This window comes from Azospirillum griseum (assembly GCF_003966125.1).
GTDB lineage: Bacteria > Pseudomonadota > Alphaproteobacteria > Azospirillales > Azospirillaceae > Azospirillum > Azospirillum griseum.
Map to the genome: position 1 here is coordinate 38,182 of NZ_RXMA01000007.1, position 13,819 is coordinate 52,000.

General features: G+C 68.7%; 10 protein-coding genes. 2 read left to right on the forward strand and 8 right to left on the reverse strand.

Annotation, left to right across the window (positions count from 1 at the left end; genetic code table 11):
* The first annotated feature begins 34 nt into the window (after window positions 1–34).
* Together EJ903_RS09495 and EJ903_RS09500 are read left to right on the forward strand one after the other, a co-directional pair.
* Window positions 35–1,567 (forward strand): malonate--CoA ligase, encoded by a 1,533-nt coding sequence (locus EJ903_RS09495; protein ID WP_126614503.1) that lies wholly within the window; start codon window positions 35–37, stop codon window positions 1,565–1,567.
* A 104-nt stretch (window positions 1,568–1,671) separates the two neighbouring features.
* Window positions 1,672–3,033, forward strand: a complete 1,362-nt coding sequence (locus EJ903_RS09500) for a malonyl-CoA decarboxylase (protein ID WP_126614505.1) — start codon at window positions 1,672–1,674, stop codon at window positions 3,031–3,033.
* A 192-nt stretch (window positions 3,034–3,225) separates the two neighbouring features.
* On the opposite strand, the gene EJ903_RS09505 is transcribed toward EJ903_RS09500, so the two are convergent.
* The 8 genes from EJ903_RS09505 to EJ903_RS09540 form a co-directional block, all read right to left on the reverse strand.
* On the reverse strand, window positions 3,226–4,410 hold the full coding sequence (locus EJ903_RS09505; protein WP_246015396.1) for a DUF1513 domain-containing protein: 1,185 nt from the start codon (window positions 4,408–4,410) through the stop codon (window positions 3,226–3,228).
* A 2-nt stretch (window positions 4,411–4,412) separates the two neighbouring features.
* Window positions 4,413–5,495, reverse strand: coding sequence for an imelysin family protein (locus EJ903_RS09510; RefSeq protein ID WP_246015398.1), 1,083 nt, complete (start codon window positions 5,493–5,495; stop codon window positions 4,413–4,415).
* Between the two features lie 112 nt (window positions 5,496–5,607).
* Entirely contained in the window at window positions 5,608–6,879 is a 1,272-nt protein-coding gene (locus tag EJ903_RS09515) for a di-heme oxidoredictase family protein (RefSeq protein WP_126614509.1), read from the reverse strand.
* Entirely contained in the window at window positions 6,872–8,356 is a 1,485-nt protein-coding gene (locus tag EJ903_RS09520) for a multicopper oxidase family protein (protein ID WP_126614511.1), read from the reverse strand. The genes EJ903_RS09515 and EJ903_RS09520 overlap by 8 nt, the downstream gene beginning before the upstream one ends.
* Window positions 8,357–8,567: 211 nt before the next feature.
* The gene (locus EJ903_RS09525) at window positions 8,568–9,848 is read right to left on the reverse strand and encodes an imelysin family protein (protein WP_126614513.1); all 1,281 of its coding nucleotides are present in this window, start codon (window positions 9,846–9,848) and stop codon (window positions 8,568–8,570) included.
* A 397-nt stretch (window positions 9,849–10,245) separates the two neighbouring features.
* Complete coding sequence (bcsN, locus tag EJ903_RS09530; RefSeq protein WP_126614515.1) at window positions 10,246–10,908, reverse strand: cellulose biosynthesis protein BcsN; 663 nt, start codon at window positions 10,906–10,908, stop codon at window positions 10,246–10,248.
* Between the two features lie 15 nt (window positions 10,909–10,923).
* Window positions 10,924–12,756 carry a hypothetical protein gene (locus EJ903_RS09535; protein WP_126614517.1) on the reverse strand — a complete coding sequence of 611 codons (1,833 nt, stop codon included), beginning with the start codon at window positions 12,754–12,756 and terminating at the stop codon, window positions 10,924–10,926.
* Window positions 12,753–13,817, reverse strand: a complete 1,065-nt coding sequence (locus EJ903_RS09540) for a family 8 glycosyl hydrolase (RefSeq protein ID WP_126614519.1) — start codon at window positions 13,815–13,817, stop codon at window positions 12,753–12,755. The genes EJ903_RS09535 and EJ903_RS09540 overlap by 4 nt, the downstream gene beginning before the upstream one ends.
* Window positions 13,818–13,819: the final 2 nt, after the last annotated feature.

A 13,819-nucleotide genomic window follows, 5' to 3' on the forward strand; every position in this document is an offset into this window, starting at 1 on the left:
GCGCATCTCCCCGCTTTGAAGGGAACCATTCCACATGAGCGACAATTTTTACGACATCGTTGCGGCGCGCTTCCCCGCCAACCCCGACGCCCCCTTCATCGAACTGGGATCGGGGGCGGTGCTGAGCTACGGCGATCTCGCCGCCACCAGCGCCCGCTACGCCCATCTGCTGCGGTCGCTGGGGGTGGTCAAGGGCGACCGGGTGGCGGTGCAGGTGGAGAAATCGGCCGAGGCCGTCTTCCTCTATCTGGCCTGCCTGCGCGTCGGGGCCGCCTATCTGCCGCTGAACACCGCCTACACCCGCGCGGAGATTTCGTATTTCCTGACCGACGCCGCGCCGCGCGTCTTCGTCTGCGCCCCCACCACGGAGGAGGGGTTGCGCGACACCGCCGCCGAGGCCGGGGTCGGCACCGTCCTGACGCTGGGGGCCAACGGCGAGGGCAGCCTGAGCGAACGGGCCGCCGGCCAGCCGACCGGCTTCGACACCGTGGCTTGCGGGCCGGACGAGTTGGGGGCGATTCTCTACACCTCCGGGACCACCGGGCGGTCGAAGGGGGCGATGCTGACCCACCGCAACCTTGCCTCCAACGCGGCGACGCTGCACGCGCTGTGGGGCTTCCAGCCCGACGATGTGCTGCTGCACATGCTGCCGATCTTCCACACCCACGGCCTGTTCGTGGCGATCAACTGCGTGCTGATGAACGGCTCCTCCATGCTGTTCCAGGCGAAATTCGACGCCGACACCGTGTTCCGCCTGCTGCCGCGCGCCACCGTGATGATGGGCGTGCCGACCTTCTACACCCGCCTGCTGGCCGACGACCGGCTGACGCGGGAGGCGACGGCCCACATGCGGCTGTTCATCTCCGGCTCCGCCCCGCTGCTGGCCGACACCCATCGCGAGTTCTTCGCCCGCACCGGCAAGCCGATCCTGGAGCGCTATGGCATGACCGAAACCGGCATGCTGACCAGCAACCCGCTGAACGGCGAGCGCATCCCCGGGACCGTCGGTTTCCCGTTGCCCGGCGTGTCGGTGCGCGTGGCCGACGAAAAGACCGGCGAACCGCTGGCCACCGGGGCCATCGGCGTGATCGAGGTGAAGGGGCCGAACGTCTTCATCGGTTATTGGCGGATGCCGGAGAAGACGGCGCAGGAGTTCCGCGCCGACGGCTTTTTCATCACCGGCGACGTCGGCAAGATCGACGAGCAGGGCTATGTCCACATCATCGGGCGGGCCAAGGATCTGGTGATCTCCGGCGGCTTCAACGTCTACCCGAAAGAGGTGGAAACGGTGATCGACGGCATCGACGGTGTGGTCGAATCCGCCGTGGTCGGCGTCCCCCATCCCGATTTCGGCGAGGCGGTGGTCGCCGTCGTCCTGCGCAAGCCGGGGGCCGACACGCCCGACGACGCGGCGGTGATCCGCGCCTGCAAGGAGCAACTCGCCAATTTCAAGGTGCCCAAGGCGGTGGTCTTCACCGACGAGCTGCCGCGCAACACCATGGGCAAGGTGCAAAAAAACCTGCTGCGTCAGGCCCACAAGGACCTGTTCGACAAGCGCGCGGCCTGACACGCGCGGCCTGACTGGACAGCGCCTCGACAGGCCCCCAGATCCACGATCATGGGGCCGCAACGGGGCGCTGACCACGCCTGTTCAACCGGGGGAGCGATGAGATGGACGGATCCTTTTTCAGCGACCTGTTGCAAACCATCGCCGACCGGGGCCGCGCGCTGGTCGGCCTGTCGCGCGGCGACGCCGATGCGGCCAACGCCCGGCCCGACCTGATCGGGCTGTGCGACGCCCTGCTCTCGGGCCGGGGCGAGGCGTCGGGCGTGGCGCTCGCGCAGGAGATTCTGACCCGCTACGCCGCCCTGGCCCCGGCGGAGCGCAACCGCTTCCTCGCCACGCTGGCCGAACGCTTCGGCCCCGACCGCAAGCGGCTGGAACAGGCGATCGCCGCCTGGACCGCCGACCCGGACGACCGCAAGGCCATCGACCTGCACAACGCCGCCGAACCCCGGCGGCAGGAGCTGATCCGGCGGCTGAATCTGGCCCCCGGCGGCACCCACAGTCTGGTGCGGATGCGCGAGGAGGCGTTGCGCAGCGCCACCGAGATTCCAGGCTTTCCGGCGCTCGACGCCGATTTCGCCCATCTGTTTTCAAGCTGGTTCAACCGGGGCTTCCTGGTGCTGCGACGGATCGACTGGTCCACCCCGGCCAACATCCTGCAAAAGATCATCCGGTACGAAGCGGTGCACGCCATCCATGATTGGGACGATCTGCGCCGTCGCCTGGAACCACCCGACCGCCGTTGCTTCGCCTTCTTCCATCCCCAACTGGTGGATGAGCCGCTGATTTTCGTCGAGGTCGCGTTGACCGACCACATCGCCTCCTCCATCAGCGAATTGCTGTCGGAAGAGCGCGACCCGCTGCCGACCGGCCGGGCGACGACGGCGATCTTCTATTCGATCTCCAACTGCCAGGACGGCTTGCGCGGCATTTCCTTCGGCAATTTCCTCATCAAACAGGTGGTGCAGGAGTTGAGCCGCGAGTTGCCGGGCCTGACCACCTTCGTCACCCTGTCGCCGGTCCCGGCCTTTGCCGGGTGGCTGGCGAAGGAACGGGCGCGGGAGGGCGGCTTGCTGACCGCCGAGGAGAAACAGAAACTCAGCGCCCTGGACGACCCAGCCTGGAGCCAGACGCCCGCCACGGCGGACGCCCTGCAACCGCTGCTGCAATCCATCGCCGCCCGTTATTTCCTGAAGGCGCAGGGAGCCAACCAGCGCCCGGTCGATCCGGTGGCGCGCTTCCATCTCGGCAACGGCGCGCGGCTGGAGCGCATCAACCCACTGGCCGACCGTTCGGCCAAGGGGATGAAGCAGGCGCACGGTCTGATGGTCAATTACCTCTACGACCTGCGCCACATCGAACGGAACCACGAGGCCTTTGCGGAAACCGGCAAGGTGGCCGCCTCCACCGCCGTGCAAAAGCTGGTGAAGGCGGAACCGGGAACCGACTTGGTGAAATCCACCTGACAGAAAACGGCGCGGCACCGCCAACGTGTTGATGCCCGGTCAGGAAAACCGGCAAATCCGCGTGTCGGTGGCACCGGACGGGCCGGACCAGATCACGCTGAACGTCGCCGACAACGGTGGCGTTGGGGCGCAATTGGATTGTCAGGCGAAGCTGGCCCGATCTCCGCGTTCGACAGGTGACGGCGCAACGCCTCAGCCCCACCAGCGGGTCAGGTGGTTGTCCCAGCGGAAGGCCGGGCTGCGGCGTTCGGAAACCGGGGCGTCGGTGGTGGCGGTGATGCGTTCCATCACGCCCAGGCCGCTGGTCAGGGCGAAACCGTCGTCGCAGGGGGCCAGACCGCAACCGTCGGGCAGGGGAATCGCCTTGATCCAGGCCCCGGTCATGGGGTCCCACAGGCCGACCAGACCGCCCTTGGGGGAACTGGCGGCGACCAGACGGCCATCGGACGCGACGCTGCCGATGTAGCCATCCAACCGGGTCCAAACATCCTCCGGCGCGTCGAACAGGCGGACGGCCCCGCCGCCGGGCCGGTGCGCACCGACCAACGGCTGAAGCAGGCCGATGGGCCGTTCGTCCTGCACGCCAAACGCCACGCCGCCATCGGCCAGCGCGGCGATGTGGCGGATGCCGAGGTTGGCGTGCTCCTCCGGCAACCGGACCTGATCGAGCAAACGGCCACTCGCCGCCTCGACATAGGTCAAGGAGGAGTCCATGGCGTCGAGGTTGAGTTTCGCCCGCCCGGTGTCGGGGTGGGTGATGACGCCGCCGTTGGCGACCGCCAGAACCGCCCCGCCGTCCAGCGCCAACAGCTCGTGCGGGCCAAGCCCGTGGGTGGGCAGCGCGCCAAGACGGCGGTAGCCGTCGGTCGCATCGTACACGCCAATGGCCCCGGTTTCGTTCGGCACATCGTCTTCGGCCACATAGAGCAGGCGGCCATCCGCCGTGAAGGCCCCATGGCCGGTGAAACGCCGGTCCTCCGGTGCCGTGACGGGGGCGGCGGGTGTGCCGTCGCGCAAAGACAGGGGCAGGAACCAGCGGCCCGGACGGCGGGCGAAGACCACGGCCTCGCTCTGGCTCGTCCCATCCAGCGCCGGGCGGGGCACCACGCCATGGGCACGGCCCGGCGTGGCGGTGGTGAAGCGCACCGCGCCGTCGACGTCGAACGCCGCCACGCCAAAGGCCGGAGTCGCCCCGGCGGTGGCGTAGGCGTTGAGGAACAGGGTCCGGCCCGCTGTTCCCGTTGCAGCATCGCTTGCAGCGACGAGCGGTCCCGCCCAGGCCACCACCCCCAGCGCGCCCAGCAGACGCAGGGCGGTGCGCCGACCGGTCGTTGCGTGCGTCGTCACCACCGCGTTGCGCATCACCGGGTCACGCACGATCAATCCCCGTCCAACTCGTTGAACCCGATGGTGATGTCGAGCAGCGGGGCCATGGTCCCCAGCATTTCAACGCGCGCGGCCTTGATGAGACGCAGGGCGTGGTCCACCGCCTTGCGCCGGGTGGGGTCGGTGACGGCGGCGTTGAGCGGCCCCGGCACGGCGCTGATCGCGCTGATCGCGGCGGCAAAGCTTTCGTCGATGGCCTGCTTGGCGGTCTTGCCATCCTCGCTGGCGGGCAGCAGGGACGCGAAGCCCGGCCCGCCATTTTCGCCCAGCAGCAGGGCGCGGATGCCGTCCAGATTGAGCCGGATGTTGCGCAGGGCTTGACCGCTGCGCAGCGCCTCCACCGTGGTTGGCTTGGCCTCGGCCACGCTGGCCCCCAGCGGGCCGGTCAGCTTCTGATCCACCACCACCTGCATCGCGGTGATGGCGGCGGCGTACAGGGTGTTGACCGCCTCGGTCGGCGTCGGCCCCAGCGTGGTGGCCTCTCCCTTCGCCAGCGGCGCTTCCAACGCCTGCCAACCGTCGCGGGCGTCCGCCGCAATGGCCGCCAGATTGCGGGCGGCGGCGATGGCCAACTGGCCCCGGAAGCGTTTGGCGTCGTCGCCGGTGAAGGCGTCCGCCGCCACGCCCTCGTCAAACAGCAGCCGTTCCAGCAGGGTCAGGCCCTGCACCGCCGCGCTCTGGCGGGCGAGCGCGCCGGGTTGCAACAGCTTGGCGTCGCGGTCGCGCAGAAGCTGGCCGATCTGGCGCTGCACCACCCCGGCCCGTTCCGGCCAGAAGGAAAAGCGGTCCGAGCGCAATTCCAGGGTCAGCGGGCCGGAGCGCAGATGCTGCACGGCGGCCCAGGCGTCCGTCACCCCGCGATGGGCCGCGCGAGCCTCCTCCAGCCCGGCGGCGGTGGGGGCGGCGGCAAAGCGCTCCAGGGTTTCGACCAAGCGGCTGGTCGCGCTGGCCAGCGCGGTGCAACGGGGCAGGGCGTGGCTGCGCGCCATCCCGGCGAGAAAGGCGCTGTCGCGGTCCGCTGCCCGTTCGGCCAGGGCCAGACGCGGCAGCAGCAGCGCCAGGGCGGAGGCGGACATCAGACCAAGCATTATGCGGCGTCGCATAAATCCCATTCCTTGCAAGCGTGGTGGCCCGGACGGGCGGAGCGGCGGGGCGCGGTCGAACCGCCCGCCGCACAGGGTGACAGCTTTACAAACCCAGAACGTAGCGCACCAGACGTTTCCGCGCCTCGCGCGGCAACTCCATGTAGCTCCGGCGGGCGCTCTCGGCCTCCCCGCCGTGCCACAGGATCGCTTCGGCGACGCTGCGGGCGCGGCCATCGTGCAGCAGGGTCAGGCGGCCATCCTGCGCGGCGAGCCGGTTCAGCCCCCACAGCGGCGTCGTGCGCCAGTCCCGCCCGCGCGCCTCGAAGGCCGCAACGCCGTCGGCCAGCCCATCGCCCATGTCGTGCAGCAACAGGTCGCTGTGCGGAAAGATGGTCCGTTCCGACAGGGCCGGGCGGGTCGGGTCGGCGGCGGTGGTGTAGGATGGGCGGTGGCAGGACGCGCAGCCGACGGACGCGAACAGGGCGGCCCCCTCGGCGTCCTTGGGCGGCTCCAGCCCGCCGTCGGGCGGCAGATCGCGCAGAAAGCCGTCGATCAGGCCGATGACGCTGCTGGGGATCTCCAACCCCTCGAACTGTTTGGAATCGCCGTGCGGACCGGCGCGGCAGGCGGTTTGCGCCGCCGTGCAATCGCCCCAGGGGTCGCGAAAGGCCGGGGTGGACATGCCGATGTCCAGGCTGAAGGCTTCGGCATTCTGGCGGTCCAGCGTGGGATTCGCCGCCTTCCAACCAAACCGACCGACGCGGGCCACTCCGTCCACCACCACGCGGTTGGGCCGTCCGGCGACCGGGCCGCCGCTGGCGCGCTGCCGCTCCGCCTCGGCCTCGATCGCGGCGTCGGGGATGGCGTCGAGCAGCCCCATCCCGTGCACGCGCGGGGCCAGACGCGGCGACAGCACGGTTTCCGCCGCCAGCGGTCCATAGCCCAGATCGGCCACGCCATAGCTGGGACGGCGCAGCGTCACCCGCTCGCCATCGGGGAAGCGCACCGGCTCGTCGCGGTAGCGGATGGTCGGACGGCCTTCGGCGCGGTGGCCGGGGATGGCGTTGGTCTGAAGTTGCCGCCCATAAACCGGGTCGTCGTTCATCTTCAGGGCGAAGCCGACGCCCTGGTCGCTTGCAACCGCCGGATCGGGCGGACGCCCGCCGCCGCCCTTGGGATGGCAGGCGGCGCAGCCGCGCGCGTTGTAGAGCGGCCCCAGACCGTCGGCGGCCTGGGTGGCGGTGGGGGCGGCCACCCACATGCGGCGGAACAGCCCCTCGCCGATCCGGGTGTCCAGCCCATCGGCCAGAACCGGGGCCGCCAGGGGCAGCACCACCAACGCGGCCAACAATGGCCGGACAACAGACTTACGCAACGCGGATGTACCCCATCATGCCGGTGTCCTGATGTTCGATGATGTGGCAGTGGAACATCCAGTCACCGGGGTTGTCGGCCTTGATCGCCACCCGCAACCGCTCCTTCGGTTCCAACAGGACCGTGTCGGCGTGGTGCGGCGTGACCTTGCGCAGATCCGACGACAGCACCGAAAAGGTGTAGCCGTGGATGTGGATCGGGTGCAGGTGCGGCGTCAGATTCGCCAGCTCGAACACATAGCTGCGCCCGCGCTCCAGCGTGGTGATCGGCGGTGGCAAACGCTCGTGCCCGCCCTCCGGCCAGCTTTTCTGGTTGATCGCCCAAAAGGTCTTGTTCGACAGGCAGAGCGAGTCGGCAAAGGGCAGGGTGGCGAGCAGCGCGTCGTCGAACAGTTGGGCCACGGCGGTGGCGGAAAAGGCCATCGGCACGACCGTGGCGTTCTTCACGTCCGGCACCGGCAGATCGGCGGCGGGCAGCGGGCGGGGGGCAAAGCGCTTGTTCGGCAGGGCGGTGCCGACGGCGCGGAACTGGGCCAGCGGCTTGGGTTGGGCGGCGTAGACGTTGGTCAGGCGCAGGGTTTTGCCGGGATCCTTGGGCGCGCGGAACACCACGTCGAGCCGCATCGCCGGTCCCATCGGCCAGCCATCCAGCGGGCGCGGCGGCAGCGGGTTGCCGTCCACCGCGATGATCCAGGCCCCGCCGCCCGCCTCCGCCCCCTCGACCCGCAGATCGATCACGCGGGTGCTGTCGACGTTGTAGAGCCGGGCGCGGATGTCGCCGTTGGCGGGCACATCGATCACCGGTTCGATCAGGCCGTTGACGGTGGAAACGGTGCCGAAGGTCCCGGCGCGCGAGGCCCCCCGGTCGTTGGTGAAGGTGCCGAACGTCCCGTCCGGGTTGAGCTGCCAATCCTTGACCATGCAGACCAGATCGGCGTCGAAGCGGGGACCGCCCTCCTCCTCCACGATCAGGGCACCGGCCAGACCGCGCCCCAGCAGCTCCACCGTGTTGCAATGGGGGTGGAAGAAGAAGGAACCGGAATCGGGCGGGGTGAACTCGTAGACATGCCGCTCGCCGGGCTTGGTCGGCGGCTGGGTCAGAAAGGGCACGCCGTCTTCGGCGTTGGGCAGGCGGATGCCGTGCCAGTGGATGGAGGTGTGCTCATCCAGCCCGTTGACCAGGGTGGCGCGCAGCCGCTGCCCCTTGCGCAGCCGGATCACCGGGCCGGGAAAGCGTTCGGCGTAGGTGACGAGCGGGGAGGGGGCTGCCGGTTCGGGCAGGATGCGTTGCATCCGCTGTTTGGCGACCAGCTCGACCGCGACCACATCGCCAGGCGCGGCGGCGGACACTGAGGCCGCCAGACCACGCGGCCACAGGGCCGAGGCCGCGAGCGTGGCCCCCCCGACGCCCAACCCGGTTCGCAGCCCGGATCCCAGCAGGGCGCGGCGGGACAGGGAGGCAGCAAGGCGGTGCGGCATGGTTGGCATCCTGATGACGACGATCGAACGAGGGCGACCCGATGGAAACGGCAACGGGGGCGCGTTGTGATTCGCACCCCTGTCACCGATCCGGTTCCGTGATCAACTCTCGTCTGAAAACCGGCCCCGGTCCCACCCGCCACGAAGTGGCCCGGAAGGGAAGGAGAGGGCGTTCCGCCGCAGCGCGCGGAACCGGGGCCGGGCCGTTGGCTTACTTGCTCACGGCGGAGGGGTTGTCCAGGCTGTCGGAACCCTTCAGTTCGATCGACACGCCCAACGCGGCGACGGCTCCTTCCAGGGCCTTTTTCTGATCGACCAGACGGTCCACCGCCGTCGAAATCAGGGCGTTGCCGTCGGCGTTGTCGGCCCCGATCATCTGGTCATAGGCCATCTTGCCGCTGTCGGCGGTGTCCTTGATCGCCTGCATCGCCTTGCTGGTGGCGGCCAGCGCGGCCTTGACCTTGGCGTCGGCGTCGGCCGACTTGGCGGCGACGAGTTGGGACAGCGACGGGCCGGAGATCGTCTTGCCATCGGTGCGGGTGTAGGCGCCGGTGTAGACGTTCACCATCCCGACCTGATCGTAGAAATGGGAGTTGTGGGTGTTGTCGGAGAAGCAATCATGCTCCTCTTCCGGGTCGTGCAGCATGAGGCCGAGCTTCATGCGCTCGCCCGCCAATTCGCCGTAGCTGAGCGAGCCGAGGCCGGTCAGCATGCGGGCCACGCCCTCGTCGTCCTTGGCCTTGGCGATGGAGGCGCGGGCCTTGCCCTTGGCCCCCCAGGCTTCGGCCATTTCGGCCAGATCATCGACCAGCATCTGGGTGGCGACGGTCAGATACTGGACGCGGCGGTCGCAATGGTTGTGGGTGCACGCCTTGCCCTTGGCGTAATCGCTGGCCGGACGCTCGCCCGCCCCCGGACCGGTCCCGTGCAGATCCTGGCCCCACAGCAGGAATTCCACCGCGTGATAGCCGATGGCGACGTTCGCCTCGACCTTGCCGGCCCCGTGCAGCTTGTCGGCCAGCAGGCCCTTGGTGATGCGGCTGGCGTTGATGGTCTTGCCGCCCGCCGTGATCTTCGGGTTGGCGATGACGTTGGCCGTGGCGAACGGGTTGGCGTCGCCGCCGCCGTAGGACGAATCGACGTAGTCGATCAGACCCTCGTCGAGCGGCCAGGCGTTGACCTTGCCCTCCCACTCATCGACGATCGGGTTGCCGAAGCGGAAGGCCTCCGTCTGCATGTAGGGAACGCGGGCGGCCTTCCACGCCTCGCGCGCCTTGGCCAGCGTCGCGTCGTTCGGGTTGGCCACCAGCGCGTCCACCGCCTTTTTCAGCGCCTTCGCCCCGGTCAGCGCGTCGGAATAGGCGGCCTGGGCGATGTCGGCGTAGTTCTTCGCCACGTCCTTGTAGGCGGGCTTGGCCTGATCCGCCATGGCGGCGAACGGCATCAAGGCAACGACGGCGACGGCGGCGAGGCCGACAACGCGCTTCGACATGGAAATCTCCTTGGAGCGACAGCAAGAATGCGGTGGCAAGACGGTTCGAGCGGCTACGTGCGCAAGTGCGACTGAGTTGCAGGGATAACGCCGCGAATCATTCTCACTGTCAAGCCCTAACCGCGCCAAGGACTGTGGAATTTGGATGCGGCGGATCGTCCCAGGATGTTCTGGCAAGGGGGGTTGGCAAAGGGGGAGCAATCGCTTGAACCGTTTGCCAGTGCGACCGGAACAAAGGTCGGCGTGGATTGCCTTGTGAATGTTGTGGAACGCGCTTTGGTTCCATCCTTATCAAGAGCCGCAGATCGGAATGGACGAGCGGCTTCGCGGGGTGGCAATCCCCGTTTGCGTCCGTTGGAATCCGGAAGACCGGCCATGGTTGCCGCAGGCACCCGGCTCAAAGACGGGTGAGATCATCAATCTCCAGGATTGAGTCCGGCAGGGTCAGGATCAGGGCATCGAACATCTGCAACAGGGCGCGTGGGTTGCGTTCGGTTCCGCAGACCCGGTATTCCAGGCGGATTGCCTCGATCCGCCGGGGCAGGGTGCGGTTGTGGTCGCTGATGAGTTGCCAGGCCAGCACGCAGGTGTTCGTGGCGTCCTGCGCCAGCGCGTAATCATACTCGCCGTACCGGTTGCGGCGACCGCTGTCGGCCACCTTGGTTTTCAGGCCGGGAAACTCCTTGGCCAGGGTTTCGGCCAGCGTTTCAGTGGAATAGAGCGGGACCGGGAAGACGCGCGGCGGTTGGATCAGCATGCCGAGCGGGCCGTCTGGCAGGGTGTGCACATCGATGGACAGACGGTTTTCACCCGGCAGCAGCGTTGGGTTGCCCAGCACCACATTGTAAGAGCTGTAAATCGCCCCGGTGGTGCGCGCTCGTGCGGCGATGATCGGGAATTGCGGGCTGACCGGAAGCGTGACCGGCAGGGCCGCCGGTTGGATCCGCCGCCAGGGGGTTGGCAGTTGGGTGAGGTTGTTGTCCACCCAGCCGAAACACCCGCCAAGGGTCAGGGCCGTGCCAAGCACCAAGACCCGCAGCAGCCAATTGCACCCGGACATGCACGCCCCTTTTGCTTAGTAACGATAGGTGGCCATCGAGGTGACGGAAACCGCTTCGCGCGACTCCTCGGTGCTCAGACGATCATCGATGGCTTTGAACAGCGCGCGGGCTTCGTCCAACCGACGCATGTTGTACAAGGCCCATCCCCGCAACAGGCTGAGGTTGCGCGGTTCGGGAGTCAATTCCTTGCGCGCGTCGAGCAGGCGAAGCACGTCGCCGTAACGCTTGTCGTCCATGGCGCGTCCGGCTTCGGTTGCCAGCAGGCTGGCGCGGATCTCCGCCTTTTGCGTGGGTGTCATGTTGGTGCGAGGCAGGTCACGGGCCAACCCCGCGACATCCCCGGTGGCGAGCCGCGCCACGGCCTGACCATACGCGTTTTCCTGCGCCGGGCTGGCGGGCGTATCCAGCGGCCGGTCGCTCAGGCTGCGTTGACTGCTGGATTTGCCGGGCGTGTTGGCCTTGGCCGGCTCACGTGCGGCCAGCGCCTGCGCCTCGGCGAAGGCGGCTTCGGCCTCGGTTGGGCGCTTCAACTCCATCAGGCACCAGCCGCGTTGCTGCATCAGCGCGGCTGTGGGGCGGCTGTGGGTCAGCATCCGTTGAATCGCCGCCAGACACCCGGCGAAATCATCGCGGGCCAGCGCGGCGCTCAACTCGCTTTGCCCCGGTGCGCCGCCGCCTGACGCACCACGACCGCCTGAACCACTGCCGCGCGGTGGGTTGGTGACGCTTTTCAGCGCCTGATCGACACGGTTGGATTTCCCCTGCCAGGGGGCACCGGCCTCCCGCGCTTCGGCTTTTTTGCCAAGCGCGGCGAGCGCCAGGATCAAGCCTTCCGCCGCCTTGTCGGACGGGGTCCAGCCGTTGGCGTCCGCGAACCAGCGCTGGGCGTCGGCGTGCTTTTTCTGGCGCTGGAAATACCAGCCGAGCGCGATGGCCCCGTCGGCGTCCTGCTTGTCGCGGATGATCTGTTCGGCCCGCGCCAGATCGGCGGTGGACAGCGGGCCAGCTTTCGGGTTGCCCAGCTTTTCCAGCAACCGACCGGTTTCGAGTTCCCCTTCCACGGTGCGGACGGCGGTGTAATCCTCCCCCGCCACCGGGTTGGCGGTGGCCCCGATGGTGGTCAACTCGCGCACCTGCTCCGGGCTGAGGTAGCGCGATGCCTTGAAAATGGTGTCGCGCCGTTCCTTCGCCTTCGGGCATTGACTGACGATGGTCTTGTAGCGGTCGAAGGCACGGTCGAGCTGTTTCAACTCGGCGTAGGCCTCCGCCAATCGCCAGGCGTTGTCCAGCCGGTTGCACGCCACCGCCTCCGGTTGGGCAGCGGCGGCGTCGATCACGTCCTGCCAACGTTTGGTGTCGCTGGCCCCGCGCAGGCGGTTGGCACCTTCGGCGACGTCCAGTTCTTGCAGCAGCTTGGCCGACGGCTGCCAGGATGGGGTTTGACGGCGCTGTTCGGCGATGGCGGCGCGCGCCTCAGGGAATTTTCCCGCCGACACCAGCGACCAAAAGGGCGTTTCATCCACCCCCGGCCCGGCGGCCTGCGGGGTGAACAGGTCCTTGGGCGGCTCCCAACCGGGATCGAGCGCGCGCAGGCGGGCGATTTCCGCTTCCATCCGCTCCACATCGCCGATGCGGGCGTAATAGCGCAGAGCCGAATCATCCAGCGCGTTGGGGGTGGCGGCAGGGCCGCTGCCGGGGGCCGGGGCCACCTCCACCTTGACGCCGGGAACCAACGCCCGCGCGCCGGGGGTGGTCGATGTCGCCTCCGCCGCTGTTGGCGACAGCCCGAACCCGACCAACAACCCAACCAACGCGGTGCCGAAGCGCCGATTTCTGGATCCGGTCATGGCGCGATCCCCAGGGTTTGCGCGGCGAGTGCCGAGAGATGAGCCAGGGTGGTCGAGTAATAATCCTCGTTGGCCCCCAGCGGCGGCACGGTGACGGTGGTTCCGCTTGCGGCCAGCGTGCAGGCCAGCCGGTAGACCGCCATCATGCCGACCGACGCGGCGACCTGGGTGGTGGTTCCGCCGGGAAGCGAGACGGTCGCCGGGATGGGGCCGCCGCCCGATTGCGTGGCCAGCATGGCGAAGGGGCGGAAATAATAAGGGTCGCGGTGCCCGTCCATCGCCAGATAGAGCGGGACCCGCACGGCGTCATAGCCGTATTGCTTGCGGAAGCCGTCGGCCACCGCCACCCCACCATTCGCGTCGAGCGCGAGCCAGTCCGGCGGCAACTGGTGGGTGCCGAACCGCCCCTTGGCCAGCAGCACCAGCCCCGATTCGGCCAGCTTGCGCCAGCGTTCCGGGTTTGGCAGCAGCGAGGTCGGCAGGGCGGCGAAGGCGCGCAGGGCCGGAAAGACCCAATAGCTGGGATTCAGGATCAGTGTGTCGCCCTTGCGGAAACCGTCGCGGCCGGGCAGCAGCACGGTCATCCCGGCGTGCTCCACCAGAACGGCGGTGGCCAGCGCCTTCAGCAGGGCGACGGCGGCGGTGCGGTAGGCGTCGGCCTTCCACTGGTCGGCGGCGCGCAGCAAGGCCCAGGCGATCAGGATGTCGCCGTCCGACGCGTTGTTGCGGTCGGACACACCACCTTCCGGCTGCCAGCGCCACGCCGTCAACCCGTCCTCACGGATCATCAGGTTGCGTTGGGTCCAGCCCCACATCCGGTCGAAGGCCCCCCGGTCGCCCGCCGCCACGGCCAGCAGCAGGCCATAGCCCTGGCCTTCGGAATGGCTGACGCCGTTGTTGCCGGTGTCGACGATTCGGCCTTCCGGGCGCAGAAAGCGGTCGGCGTACTCACGCCACGCGGCGGCGTCGAACGGTTTGGCCGCCAACGGCAGACCCGCCGCCGCTGTGGCCAGCAGCCCGGCGGCTCCGCCGATCAGAAGGTCGCGCCGGGTCGGCGTCATGC